Here is an 11,556-nt window from a genome sequence, read left to right on the forward strand (position 1 = left end):
GGAGGCGGCGCGGGGGACGACGGCGGGGAGAGCGGCGAGACGCGCGGCGGGAAGCGTTAACAGCGTCGGAGCCGCATCCAGAGCCATGCGCGTACTCGTCACGGGAGCGACGGGGTTCGTCGGAAGCAACCTCGTCCCCGCCCTCCTCGACGCCGGCCACGACGTGACCGTTCTCACCCGCGACGCCGACCACTACGACGGCCCCGAGGACGTTCGAATCGTCGAGGGCGACGTCCTCGAAGCGGGCACGTTCGAGTCTGCGCTCGACGTGGACGCCGCGTACTACCTCGTCCACTCGATGGCGTCCGGCGAGGACTTCGAACGGCAGGACAGACTCGGTGCGCGGAACTTCTCGCGGGCGGCGTCCGACGCCGGGGTGGAGCGAGTACTCTACCTCGGCGGACTCGGCGAGGAACGCGACAGGCTCTCGCCGCACCTCCGTTCGCGCCGGGAGGTGGAGCACATCCTCGACGAGGGCGACTACGAGTTGACGACGCTCCGGGCGGCCATCGTCATCGGCGACGGGAGTGCCGGGTTCGAGACGGTCCGGCAACTGGCCGCCCGCCTGCCGGTGATGCTGACGCCGCGGTGGGTGGCGACGCCGTGCCAACCGATCGCCATCTCCGACGTGGTGGCGTACCTCGTCGGCGTCCTCGACGCACCCGAGACGGCGGGCGAGACGTACGAGATCGGCGGCCCGGACGTGCTGACGTACGGCGAGATGCTCGAACGCGTCGGCGAACACCTCGGCCGCCGCCCCCGGCTAATCGAGATTCCGGTGCTGTCGCCCGGCCTCTCGTCGTACTGGGTCGGGCTGGTGACGGACATCTCCCCCTCCGTGGCGCGGCCCCTCATCGAGGGCCTGAAGAACGAAGTTGTCGTCCACGACGACAGCATCAGAGAGCATGTCTCGGTCGATCTCACGCCGTTCGACGAGGCGGTGGAGAACGCCCTCGGACCGCCGGCCGACGCGGGGGACGAAGCGGGCGCGGACGAGGGGGACGGGGAGAACCCCGACATCGCGCCGCCGTTCGGCGAGGACGCCGACGAAGGGACGGCCGCCGACTCGGGGTCGAACGCGGTGGACCGGTAGATGGACGAGGGGTCCCCGGAGGACCGACCCGCCGCGCAGACGGAGTACGGCGAGGCGTGGGTGTACGAGAGCATCGTCGGCGCGCTTCCGGGCGTCCGCCTCACCGACGGGCAGGCGATAGCCATCCAGTTGGGCATCTTCGAGGTCGGGGTGGTGGCGTTCGCGTGGGTGTACGACCTCTGGAACGCCGTCCTGCCGGGCACCGTCGCGGTGGCCGTCGCCGCCGTCGGAAGCGTCGTGATGCTCCGGATGGGCCGGACGACGCGTCGCCTCGACCTACCGGACGCCTATGGGCGGATGCTGTTCGGGTCGAGCATCGAAGTCGTCCTCGGCGTCCTCGCGTTCGTCGCCCTCGTGACGCACCTGTTCGTCTTCGAACCGCGGCGGGCGGCGACCCCCCTCGTCGAATCGCTGTTCGGGCCGGAACCGCCCGTCGTCGCCGTCTACCTGATGCTCCTGGTGCTGTGGGACCTCTGTTACCGCATCGGCACCTCGTGGTGGGCCGCCGTCGTCGCCGCGTGGCGGTCCCGGAAGTACGCGTTCGACGAGGAGACGGCAGCGGCGTTGCGCCGCGTGGACGCGTGGAACGTCCTGTTCGGCCTCTCGCAACTGGCCGTCCTGCCGTTCGTCGCCGACCGACCGGCGTTGCTCCTCGCGGTCGGCGGGCACGTCGTCGCCGTCTCCGTCGTCTCCGCGGCGGCGGCGGCGTCGCTACGAATCGCGTGAGGGGAAAAGAGCGCTCACTCGTCCTTCATCTTGCGGAACTGATCTAAGAGGGCCTCCGCGGAGTCCCCCGAGTCGTACTCTACCTTCCCGTGGTAGACGGTGCGTTCGTCGTCGAACCCCGCGTCGACCGACCCGTTCTTTCGCTCACGGCGCTCGTGTTCGTCTTCGTCGTATGCCCCCATTGACATGGTACAACATACCTTTGGTAATCGAGATCATATATAATTATCGGCGAAGATTACGCGGCGGACGCGGAACGGATAAACCCGCCGACCGCGTATAGGAGGTGTGGCACGCCCGCTTCGCTTCCGGCACGCGCCCGGCCGATGGACCCAATCGCGGGTCCGTCGGGACGTCTACGACGATCTCGACCGAAACCTCGGCGCGACGATGAACTCGCCGTGGTTCAAACCCCCCTCCGCGTTCGAGGGGCACCGATTCGAGATGGAGAACAGCGACGTGGCGCTCTTTCTGTGGAACGACGACGAGGCGTACTGGCTCGGAAACACGGAGACGCCGCAGGCGTTGTGGAAGACCGAGAAGTACGGCTTCGCCGAGGTACCGCACGGCGTCTCGCGGTGGGCGACGAAGGAACTGACGGCGCAACTCCACGAGGAGTCGCCGTGGCTCGAACCGTACCCGCACCTCTCGTGGTACTTCCTGCCCGTCTTCCTCTCGAAGGACGGCCGGGAGACGACGCGGACGTTCTTCCAAGAGCACGCCGCCGGGTTCCCCGACGCGACGGCCGAGGAGGCCCTCGAATACTTCGAGTCGTTCCTCCGGACGGGCGTCCTAGACGACGACCGGGAGGTGATGGCCGGGAAACTCGGCACCTCCGAGTACCTGGACCTCACGCGGATGACGGCCGCCATGGGCGAGTTCAACGCGGCGAAGGTGCTCCACGACGCCGGGTACGACCTCGAACCGGAGATTCCGGTCTCGACCGGCCACGCCATCGACTACCGGGTCGAGAAGGACGGCGAGGGCACCCTCGTCGAGGTGACGCGGCCGTTGCCGCCGAACCGCCGAAGCGCGGGCACCGGCGTCGCCGCCGTCCGCGACACGGCCGAGACGAAGTCGGTCGGACAACTGCAGGAACACGGCGGCGGCGTCGTCCTGTTCGTGGACTGCTCGTCGTTCCCGGACGACGACTGGATGGCCGTCAAAAGCGAGAAACCGGAGGTTCACCACCGTCCGGCGGTCGTGTTTCGGACGCGGCCCGACGGCCGCGTGGACGGCTACACGAAGGGGCGAGTACCCCTCGAACTGCCGTTTTAGAAGGACACCTGCTGGGGACCGTCCTCACCGAGCGTGTAGACGTCTCGGTCGCTGTAGTACCGGCGACCGATAGCCTCGTGACCGAGACCGCAGAACACCGCGTTCCGCGCGTCGTCCGCGCAGGTGTAGGTCTCCGAACCCGCGCGTTCGAGTACCTCCGCGAGCGTCTCGGACCCGTTCGGGAGTTCGATGGTGCGCTCGCCGTACTGTTCGACGAGTTCTTCGGTGGTCGCGGGATACTCGTGGGCGTCGATCAGATCGCCGGTTCCGTTCAGGCGCATTACACCCGGACGAATCCGGGGAAGAACTATAATGGTTTTCCATGATGGTGATAAGTCTCCTTGTATTCCTTAATGAACATTAATGCACGTGGAGAGGGGGCACAGACGCAAGCGATTTGCCGCCGCCGGGCGGAGCAAGAACCGTGATACGGGACCGCAACGGCGAGTTCGACGGCGCGACGCCGGTCGCAGACCTGCACCTCCACACGACGGCCTCCGACGGGACGCTCACCGTCTCGGAACTCCCGGCGGCGGCGCGGGAGGGCGGCGTCCCCGTGGTGGCCGTCACCGACCACGACAGGGTGCACCCGGAACTCGACGCGCCCGTGACGACCCTCGACGGGGTGACCGTCGTCCGCGGCATCGAACTCCGCGCGGACGCGGGCGACCAGCGAGTCGACCTCCTCGGGTACGGCGTCGAGGACGTCCCCGCGATACGCGACCTGACGGAGCGGATCCAAGCCGACCGGAAGGACCGCGGGCGGCGAATCGTCGAACGGGTGGAGTCGCACCTCGGCGTCTCCCTCGACGTGGAACTGCGCGAGGGAATCGGTCGGCCGGACGTCGCGCGGGCCATCGAGGAGAGCGACGCGCCGTACGACTATCAGGGCGCGTTCGACCACCTCATCGGCGACGACGGGCCGTGTTACGTCGCGCGGTGGGTCCCCGACTTCGAGGCGGGCGTCGCCGCCTTGCGGGAGTCGTGCGCCGTCGTCGGACTCGCGCACCCGTTCCGGTACCCCGACCCCGAGTCGGCGCTGGAGCTCACGTCCGAACTCGACGCCGTCGAGCGGTTCTACCCCTACGGCGGGGCGAGTAAGGAGCGAGAGGATAGGGCGCTCCTCGGCGAGTACGTCGCGCGGAACGGCCTCCTCGCCACCGGCGGGAGCGACGCGCACACGAAGACGCTGGGCGTCGCCGGGCCGCCGCGGGACGCGTTCGAGGCGTTCGCCGCGCGCGTGCCGGGCGTCTGACGACCGCTCTCGTCGCCGATAACCGGGAGCGTAGAGTTAAACCGGGTGAAGAGCCAAGGTCACGTATGAAGTGCCACGACTGCGACCGCGAGGCCGCGTACGCCGCCGAGAAAGACGGAATAAAGGTGGGTCTCTGCGAGCGGCACTTCCGAGAGCGAGTGGAGGAACTCGCCGACTCAGAAGAACTCGCCGCCCTGAGAGAGCAGATCGACATCGAGCGCTCCGAGTGAGCTTCGTCTCACGAGACGCGATCGGTGTCGAGTAGACGTCGAGCGCTCCGAGTGAGCTTCGTCTCACGACTCTCGCTCGATACCGAAGGAAGCCGACCCGACCCCACCGACCCGCCGCGTCACCCTCACAGCATCGTGTTGAAGTAGACGTAGAGCGCCGCGAGAATCGACTCGAACGAGAGCGTCCCTATCGCGGAGAGGACGACGAACTTCTTGTCGTCCATCTCGGAGAACCCGGCGGGGACGGTTATCATCCCGCGCGTGAACAGGAGGGTGTTGGTCACCGGGACGACTATCGGGCCCCAGCGGTCGAACCAGCCGTCGAACCGGTCGAGTTTCTCCTCGCTCACCTTGAACCACCGCTTCGAGAGGAGGTACTCCCGGCCGCCGCGTTGGGCGACTTTGAACAGGACGTACTGTCCGAGAGTCGCTCCGAGGACGGCGACGGCGATGACGCCGACGAGTTGGTCGACGCCGAGGAGAACGAGCGCCGCAGGGACGACGAGTTCGCTCGGCATGAAGTACATCAGCATCGCGCCCTCTAAGACGAAGACGCAGAACAGCGCCACGTAGGCCCACCGGGAGTTCAAAAGCGCCTGCAGTTCGGCGGGCATCTGCGCGACTTGTACCGGCAGGGCGTCCATCGACTTCGACTATCCCCGTCGTCGGCAAACGCTTTTCGCTCGCCGCACCGCGTGAGAACCGGCCGACGGCCGCAGCACCGAGAGCGATGTGGTTTTTCCCGGTCGGACCGAACCACCGGTAATGAATCTCAGCGACCGACCGCGCAGACTCCGCACGGACGGCGTGCGACCCCTCGTCAGCGAGACGCGACTGGAGGCGACGGACCTCGTCGCGCCCGTCTTCGTGGACGCGACGGCGGACGAACGCGTCCCCATCGAGACGATGCCCGGCCACGAACGGGTTCCGCTCTCGGAGGCCGTCGCGCGCGTGAGGGAGGTGCTGGAGACGGGCGTCGAGGCGGTCATGCTGTTCGGCATCCCCGAGTCGAAGGACGAACGCGGGACGCGCGCGTGGGCGGAGGACGGCGTCGTGCAGGAGGCGACGCGACGCATCACCGCCGAGACGGACGCCTACGTCATCACCGACGTCTGCCTCTGCGAGTACACCAGTCACGGCCACTGCGGGGTTCTGGAGGACCACGCCCGCGAGGATCCGAACCTCACCGTTCGCAACGACGAGACGCTCGACCTCCTCTCGAAGATAGCCGTCTCGCACGCCGAGGCGGGCGCGGACATGGTCGCGCCGAGTTCGATGACCGACGGCATGGTCGGCGCGATTCGGGAGGGACTCGACGACGCCGGGTTCGAGAGCGTCCCCATCATGTCCTACGCCGCCAAGTACGAGAGCGCGTTCTACGGCCCGTTCCGCGACGCCGCCGACGGCGCGCCGGCGTTCGGCGACCGGCGGCACTACCAGATGGACCCTGCGAACGCCCGCGAGGCACTCCGGGAGGTCCGACTCGACGTCGAACAGGGCGCGGACGTGCTGATGGTGAAACCCGCCCTCGCGTACCTCGACATCGTCCGGGCCGTCCGCGAGGAGTTCGACCACCCGGTGGCGGCGTACAACGTCTCCGGCGAGTACGCGATGCTCCACGCCGCCGCCGAGAAAGGGTGGGTCGACTTAGAGGAGACGGCTTACGAGTCGCTGGTGTCGATGAAGCGCGCGGGCGCGGACCTCATCGTCACGTACTTCGCCGAGGACGTCGCCGCTCGCCTGTAAGTCCGGCGTTTCCGGGGTTCCGGCGAACCGAGTCTCGCGCGCACGCCGGACGCTCGGCCGATTTCGGACGAGCCTCGTTGTCCGATTCCCGGGAGGACGTACGTCGAAAAGTCTGGCAACATTTGTCCAGCAACTGGTCGAAGTACGACCTTATATTTCTTGTACACGCATTTATATCGGACGAGCGTCGATTATACGGCTTCGAAAAACACGTTTGTCAACACTAACCGTTATAAGATATCGTGAGCACAGATACTTCCGTGAACCCCGATACGAACGACGGAGAATACGCCAGAATAATGTACAACCGTCCAACCAAACCCGAACCGACGAAGTTCGACGGAGGTATCGCGCGTTGATTCCCCTCCAAACCGACCTCGCGGCGGTGGTGGAGGGCGTGAACCTCGTGTGGGTGCTGACGGTCACGTTCCTCATCTTCTTCATGCACGCGGGGTTCGCGATGCTGGAGGCGGGCCAAGTCCGCTCGAAGAACGTCGCGAACCAGTTGACGAAGAACCTGCTGACGTGGAGCGTCGGCGTCGTCGTCTACTTCCTCCTCGGGGCCGCCGCCTCGACTATCGTCGGCGGTCTGACTGGCGGAGGGTCCGTCTCGGTAGGCGGGGCGTTCGCGGACCTGTACGCGCCGGAAGCCACGTCGGCGTGGGTCGATTGGCTGTTCGGCGCGGTGTTCGCGATGACCGCCGCCACCATCGTCTCCGGCGCGGTGGCCGGGCGCGCGAGACTCCGCGCGTACGTCGCCTACACCGTCCTCTTGGCGGGGGTCATCTACCCCGTCGTCGTCGGCTTCACGTGGGCCGGCGGCTTCCTCGGCGCGATGGGCTTTCACGACTTCGCGGGCGGCGTGATAGTCCACGGGATGGGCGGCGTCGCCGGCCTGACCGCCGCGTGGGTAATCGGGCCGCGGATGGACCGCTACAACGCCGACGGGAGCGCGAACGTCATCCCCGGTCACTCGATGACGTTCGCCGTCCTCGGCACCCTGATCCTCGCGTTCGGCTGGTACGGATTCAACGTCGGCACCGCCGCCTCCCCCCTCGCCCTCACCGAGAGCGGCGAGGTGACCCTCGGCGCGTTCACCTACGTCGGGCGCGTCGCCCTCGTGACGACCCTCGGCATGGCCGCGGGCGCAATCGGCGCGGCGGGCATGGCCGTGTACCGGACCGGAAAGGTCGACACGCTGTACGTCGCCAACGGCCTGCTCGCCGGCCTCGTCGGCGTCACGTCCATCGCGGACGCCATCGTCTGGCCCGGCGCGATAGTCGTCGGCCTCCTCTGCGGCGTCCAACTGCCCCTCGTCTTCTCGTTCGTCGAGAAGCGCCTGAAGATAGACGACGTCTGCGCGGTGTTCCCGGTTCACGGCTCCGCGGGCGTGCTGGGCGCGCTCCTGTACCCCGTCTTCGCGACGGGCGTCTGGTCCGGAAGCGCCTCGGTCGTCGGCGCGGCCGTCCCGCAGATAGTCGGCGTCGCGGTCATCGGCGTCTGGACGTTCGCCGCGACGGCGGCCGTCTTCGGCGTCTTCCGCGCGACGGGACAGGCGCGCGTCACGCGCGAACACGAGCGCGAGGGACTCGACACCTCGGAGCACGGCGTAGACACCTGCCCCGAGTTCGGTCGCCCCGAATCGGACGCCGGCGTCCGCGCGGACGGCGGTGTGTTCACGGAAGCGGAGCGCGAGGAGTACCCATGAGCGAAGACGTACCCAACGACGGAGAGATTCGACTGGTAACGGCCGTCGTCCGGCCGGACAGGCTGGGCGACGTGAAGCGAGCGCTCGCGGAAGTCGGCGCGCCGTCGCTGACGGTGACGAACGTCTCCGGCCGAGGCTCTCAGCCGGCCAAGAAGGGCCAGTGGCGCGGCGAGGAGTACACCGTCGACCTCCACCAGAAGGTCAAGATAGAGTGCGTCGTCGCCGACATCCCCGCCGAAACCGTGGCGGACGCCATCGCCGACGCCGCCCGGACGGGCGAACCGGGCGACGGCAAGGTGTTCATCATGCCCGTCGACGACGCCGTGCAGGTCCGCACGGGTAAGACCGGCCGAGACGCCGTCTGAGCGTCCGGTTCTTCCGCGGTTCGGCGGTCACCTTCTTCGCGCGAGTGCGCCGCGAGCGACCGCACCGGGCGAGCGCACCGGACGGGGTCAGTCGTCCTCTTCGCGCCGTCCGCCGTCGGCGAACTCCGGTTCGAACACGTCCTCGATGCGACACCCGAAGTGGGCCGCGAGTTTGAACGCGAGTTCGAGCGACGGGTCGTACCGTCCGCGCTCGATGGCGTTTATCGTCTGTCTGCTGACGCCGACCGCCTCCGCGAGGTCGGCCTGACTCATGCTCGCGCGTTCACGCCGCGTTCGTAGGTCGTTCTTCATCTCCCGTCTCTTTCTGTGGAAGTCATCGTCGTGCGTAAAGCGCACCTCACGTAAAGTTCGTTTTACGGTAGAGAGCGCTCTACGTCAATTGTTAAATCTACCGACGAGAGGGGGCCCGGGCGGTCCGCGAGTCTTCACCCGGTCGTTCGACGCGGCGTTGGGCGAACCGGAAAGACGAAAAGAGCAAAGACCGGGGGTTCGTTCGAACTCCGAGTATGGACGCCTCGCCGGTCACCCTCGCGGGACTCGTCGTCGCCCTCGTCGGCTTCGAGTTGCTGGACCGCGCGAGGGAAGCGCTCGGGTTGACCGGCGGCGGCGAACTCCGGGACCACCTCTGGAAGTGGGTCGTCCCGGCCGTCCTCGTGGTCGTCGTCGCCCTCGAAGGGAAGACGCTCGCGTCCGTCGGGTGGCGCGTCGGGTCGGCCCCTGAGTTCCTCCTCGACGTGACCGTCGGACTCGCGGCGATACTCGGGGCGAACCTCCTGATGGCCCCCGTGTGGGCGCGGGTGGGCGACGGCGGCGAGAGCCTCGTGGAAGGGATTCGGTCGTTCGCCTCGCTGTCGGTTCCGGAGCGACTGTTCGTCGCGTTCACCGCGGGCGCGACGGAGGAGTTCGCGTTCCACGGGTACGCAGTCGAGCGATTACTCGCTCTCACCGGCAGCTACCCCCTCGCGGGGTTCGTCTCGTTCGCGGCGTTCACGCTCGGTCACCACGGGGAGACGTGGGACCGCCACGCCGTCGCCCGCATCGCCCAGCCGGCGCTTCTGACGACGCTCCTGTACCTCTGGTTTCGGTCGCTGCCCGTCCTCGTCGCGGTACACGCGGTGAACGACGCCGTCGGACTGTTGGCGGTCGAACGGTACGCGCCCGAGACGGGCGACGAAAAAGAGGAGACGGCGGCCGTCGTCCGGTGGCTGGGGGGCGACCGGTAGCGCGCCGGGGAACACGCTCCCGAGTCGCCCCGAGTCGCCCCGAGTCGCGTCGTTACTTCTCGGAGAAGCCCTCGGGCGAGTCGGTCGCTTCGAGCTGTTCCAGTTCGACGTTCCCCTCGGGGACGCGGTACTTCCGGAGGACGTCGCGGGCGGCGTCGGCGTCGTCCACCAAGTCGTCCACGGCGTACGTCGTCCACGTGCAGTGGTCGGGGGTGAACTCCGCGACGGAGTAGCCGTTGTACTTGGCGTTGAAGAACTCCACGTGGGGGTTCTCTTCGAGGACGACTTCGGTCATCCGCTCGTTCGTCAGCGACTCGGAACCCTCCTCCTTAGCGATCTCCTCGCCAACGCTCCAGAAGTCGGAGGTGCCGGAGTTGCTGGAGATGGCGGGCGTCATCAGCTCCACTCCCACCTTCTCCTCCTCGGGGACGACGGGCGTGCGGTTCTCGACGCTCTCCCAGTCGTTCAGCAGGTTCGACACCATGTAGGTGTGCATGTCGCCCGTGAACGCGACGAAGTTGTCCACGCCGAAGTGCGCCAACTGGCCGAGAATCTCCTCCCGTTCGTGCTGGTAGCCGTCCCACGCGTCGTAGTTGCGGCCGAACTGCGCGTTATCGTCGAACGCCAGCCACAACGGCGAGAGCGCGACTTCGTTCGTCCACGCCTTCCACGTCGCGTCGGTGGATTTCAGCGTGTCGAGGAGCCACTTCCGCTGCTCGAAGCCGAGTCGCGTCCGGTCGCCGTCGTCGGCCTCCGGCGCGTTCGGCGGCGTCCCCCACTGGCGCTGTCCGGCGGCGTCGCCGCCCGGCGGGAGCGAACTGAACAGGCGTTCGTCGGTGACCGGCAGTTCGAGCAGGTCGCCGAAGCGGACGCTGCGCCACAGGTGGAACTGGTCGAGAAGCGAGTCCGCGTCGGGGTCGTACTGGACGCGCGCGGGGTTGTACTCCCACCACGCCCGAATCCCGGCCTCGAACAGTTCCGTCAGGAACTCGGGGTCGTCGCTCTTGGGGTGGTCGTCCGTCCACGGGTTCTGGTTCTCGTAGTCCCAGTAGCGGTTGTTGATTATCTCGTGGTCGTCCCACGTCGGGATGAACGTGTGGCGCGCCAGCGCCCGCTGGAAGAACTCGTCGCCGCGGTACGTCTGCCAGAGGTGCCGGTAGTCCTCCAAGTTCCACACCACGTCGCGACCGCTCGGGAGTTCGACGGAGCGCCCTTCGAGTTCGGAGTCGCCGGCGTACTCGTATATCTGGTCGCCGAGGTGGACGAGGTAGTCCACGTCCTCCTCCGCGATGTAGCCGTACGCCGGGTAGTAGCCGTCCTGATACGACTGGCAGGTGACGACGGCGAGACGCACGCTGTCGGGACTCGCGTCCGGCGCGGGGAGCGTGCGACAGCGGCCGACCTGGCTGTTCGCGCCGGCGTGGTGGAACTGGAAGTAGAGGTGACTGTCGCTCGGGAGTTCGCCGTCTACGTCCACCTTCACGACTCGGTCGTGGTCGGGGGTGACCGAGTCCGCCGCGATCTTCCCCTCGTACACCGTCTCCGAGAACGACTCGTCGGAGCCCACGCGGACGTACACGGGGTCGGAATCGGAGTGTGCGCCCTCCGAGAGCTTCGTCCAGAGGATGGCCCCGGAGTCGGTGGGTCCGCCGCTCGCCACCGACAGCGGGAACGCGTCGCCGTCGGCACCGTCCGTCGTCCAATCGACGGCGCCCTTCCGCACCGACTCGGCGCTGACGCCGCGGATGATGTCCGCGTCGAGAAGCGGTGCGGAGGCACCGACCGCCGCGGCGCCCGCCGCCCGCATGAAGTTTCTCCGGTTTGTTACGTTCTTACTGTCTTGTTTGTCCGCCATGAGGCAGTTAGACTTGAGTCCGACTGTATAGTAGCCGTTTATAATATGTATATTGA

14 protein-coding genes are annotated in these 11,556 nt (G+C 67.4%); 9 read left to right on the forward strand and 5 right to left on the reverse strand.

Translation table 11 applies throughout. The features are described 5' to 3' along the window. The first annotated feature begins 85 nt into the window (after positions 1 to 85). The gene (locus ACFQEV_RS18800; RefSeq protein WP_379699350.1) at positions 86 to 1,093 is read left to right on the forward strand and encodes an NAD(P)H-binding protein; all 1,008 of its coding nucleotides are present in this window, start codon (positions 86 to 88) and stop codon (positions 1,091 to 1,093) included. Then, entirely contained in the window at positions 1,094 to 1,819 is a 726-nt protein-coding gene (locus tag ACFQEV_RS18805) for a DUF7530 family protein (protein ID WP_379699352.1), read from the forward strand. A 14-nt stretch (positions 1,820 to 1,833) separates the two neighbouring features. Here the strand turns inward: ACFQEV_RS18805 and ACFQEV_RS18810 are convergent, their stop codons facing one another. Then, positions 1,834 to 2,007 carry a DUF5786 family protein gene (locus ACFQEV_RS18810; protein ID WP_379699354.1) on the reverse strand — a complete coding sequence of 58 codons (174 nt, stop codon included), beginning with the start codon at positions 2,005 to 2,007 and terminating at the stop codon, positions 1,834 to 1,836. 100 nt (positions 2,008 to 2,107) lie between these two features. Between ACFQEV_RS18810 and ACFQEV_RS18815 the strand changes: the two genes are divergently transcribed. Beyond that, entirely contained in the window at positions 2,108 to 3,097 is a 990-nt protein-coding gene (locus ACFQEV_RS18815; RefSeq protein WP_379699356.1) for a DUF5784 family protein, read from the forward strand. Here ACFQEV_RS18815 and ACFQEV_RS18820 read toward each other — a convergent pair. Beyond that, the gene (locus ACFQEV_RS18820; RefSeq protein ID WP_379699359.1) at positions 3,094 to 3,378 is read right to left on the reverse strand and encodes a DUF5789 family protein; all 285 of its coding nucleotides are present in this window, start codon (positions 3,376 to 3,378) and stop codon (positions 3,094 to 3,096) included. The genes ACFQEV_RS18815 and ACFQEV_RS18820 overlap by 4 nt on opposite strands. A 143-nt stretch (positions 3,379 to 3,521) precedes the next feature. Between ACFQEV_RS18820 and ACFQEV_RS18825 the strand changes: the two genes are divergently transcribed. Together ACFQEV_RS18825 and ACFQEV_RS18830 are read left to right on the forward strand one after the other, a co-directional pair. Then, positions 3,522 to 4,352: a PHP domain-containing protein gene (locus ACFQEV_RS18825; protein ID WP_379699361.1), complete on the forward strand. Its 831-nt coding sequence runs from the start codon at positions 3,522 to 3,524 to the stop codon at positions 4,350 to 4,352. Positions 4,353 to 4,417: 65 nt separating this feature from the next. Continuing rightward, positions 4,418 to 4,582, forward strand: a complete 165-nt coding sequence (locus ACFQEV_RS18830) for a DUF6757 family protein (protein ID WP_379699363.1) — start codon at positions 4,418 to 4,420, stop codon at positions 4,580 to 4,582. 125 nt (positions 4,583 to 4,707) lie between these two features. Here the strand turns inward: ACFQEV_RS18830 and ACFQEV_RS18835 are convergent, their stop codons facing one another. Then, positions 4,708 to 5,226, reverse strand: a complete 519-nt coding sequence (locus ACFQEV_RS18835) for a DedA family protein (protein WP_379699365.1) — start codon at positions 5,224 to 5,226, stop codon at positions 4,708 to 4,710. Between the two features lie 121 nt (positions 5,227 to 5,347). Here ACFQEV_RS18835 and hemB point away from each other — a divergent pair, with 121 nt between their 5' ends. The 3 genes from hemB to ACFQEV_RS18850 all read left to right on the forward strand — a co-directional run bounded on the left by hemB (position 5,348) and on the right by ACFQEV_RS18850 (position 8,401). Further along, positions 5,348 to 6,328, forward strand: coding sequence for a porphobilinogen synthase (gene hemB / locus ACFQEV_RS18840; protein WP_379699367.1), 981 nt, complete (start codon positions 5,348 to 5,350; stop codon positions 6,326 to 6,328). Positions 6,329 to 6,683: 355 nt separating this feature from the next. After that, positions 6,684 to 8,036 (forward strand): ammonium transporter, encoded by a 1,353-nt coding sequence (locus tag ACFQEV_RS18845; protein WP_379699369.1) that lies wholly within the window; start codon positions 6,684 to 6,686, stop codon positions 8,034 to 8,036. Continuing rightward, positions 8,033 to 8,401, forward strand: a complete 369-nt coding sequence (locus tag ACFQEV_RS18850) for a P-II family nitrogen regulator (RefSeq protein ID WP_379699371.1) — start codon at positions 8,033 to 8,035, stop codon at positions 8,399 to 8,401. The genes ACFQEV_RS18845 and ACFQEV_RS18850 overlap by 4 nt, the downstream gene beginning before the upstream one ends. An 87-nt stretch (positions 8,402 to 8,488) precedes the next feature. Here ACFQEV_RS18850 and ACFQEV_RS18855 read toward each other — a convergent pair whose 3' ends face one another. Beyond that, positions 8,489 to 8,713: a helix-turn-helix transcriptional regulator gene (locus tag ACFQEV_RS18855; protein WP_379699373.1), complete on the reverse strand. Its 225-nt coding sequence runs from the start codon at positions 8,711 to 8,713 to the stop codon at positions 8,489 to 8,491. Between the two features lie 215 nt (positions 8,714 to 8,928). On the opposite strand from ACFQEV_RS18855, the gene ACFQEV_RS18860 reads away from it, so the two are divergent. Beyond that, on the forward strand, positions 8,929 to 9,645 hold the full coding sequence (locus tag ACFQEV_RS18860; RefSeq protein WP_379699375.1) for a CPBP family glutamic-type intramembrane protease: 717 nt from the start codon (positions 8,929 to 8,931) through the stop codon (positions 9,643 to 9,645). Positions 9,646 to 9,697: 52 nt separating this feature from the next. On the opposite strand, the gene ACFQEV_RS18865 is transcribed toward ACFQEV_RS18860, so the two are convergent. Continuing rightward, positions 9,698 to 11,452 carry an alkaline phosphatase D family protein gene (locus ACFQEV_RS18865; RefSeq protein ID WP_379699377.1) on the reverse strand — a complete coding sequence of 585 codons (1,755 nt, stop codon included), beginning with the start codon at positions 11,450 to 11,452 and terminating at the stop codon, positions 9,698 to 9,700. Between the last annotated feature and the right edge of the window lie 104 nt (positions 11,453 to 11,556).

This window comes from Halopelagius fulvigenes (genome assembly GCF_042662625.1).
GTDB classification, from domain to species: domain Archaea; phylum Halobacteriota; class Halobacteria; order Halobacteriales; family Haloferacaceae; genus Halopelagius; species Halopelagius fulvigenes.

Bases quoted from the DNA above. Each gene is read 5' to 3' on its own strand.
- ACFQEV_RS18800 (WP_379699350.1), top strand. From the start codon at position 86: ATGCGCGTACTCGTCACGGGAGCGACGGGGTTCGTCGGAAGCAACCTC.
- ACFQEV_RS18835 (WP_379699365.1), bottom strand. From the start codon at position 5,226: ATGGACGCCCTGCCGGTACAAGTCGCGCAGATGCCCGCCGAACTGCAG.
- ACFQEV_RS18810 (WP_379699354.1), bottom strand. From the start codon at position 2,007: ATGTCAATGGGGGCATACGACGAAGACGAACACGAGCGCCGTGAGCGA.
- ACFQEV_RS18865 (WP_379699377.1), bottom strand. From the start codon at position 11,452: ATGCGGGCGGCGGGCGCCGCGGCGGTCGGTGCCTCCGCACCGCTTCTC.
- ACFQEV_RS18860 (WP_379699375.1), top strand. From the start codon at position 8,929: ATGGACGCCTCGCCGGTCACCCTCGCGGGACTCGTCGTCGCCCTCGTC.
- ACFQEV_RS18830 (WP_379699363.1), top strand. From the start codon at position 4,418: ATGAAGTGCCACGACTGCGACCGCGAGGCCGCGTACGCCGCCGAGAAA.
- ACFQEV_RS18805 (WP_379699352.1), top strand. From the start codon at position 1,094: ATGGACGAGGGGTCCCCGGAGGACCGACCCGCCGCGCAGACGGAGTAC.
- ACFQEV_RS18855 (WP_379699373.1), bottom strand. From the start codon at position 8,713: ATGAAGAACGACCTACGAACGCGGCGTGAACGCGCGAGCATGAGTCAG.
- ACFQEV_RS18850 (WP_379699371.1), top strand. From the start codon at position 8,033: ATGAGCGAAGACGTACCCAACGACGGAGAGATTCGACTGGTAACGGCC.
- ACFQEV_RS18820 (WP_379699359.1), bottom strand. From the start codon at position 3,378: ATGCGCCTGAACGGAACCGGCGATCTGATCGACGCCCACGAGTATCCC.
- hemB (WP_379699367.1), top strand. From the start codon at position 5,348: ATGAATCTCAGCGACCGACCGCGCAGACTCCGCACGGACGGCGTGCGA.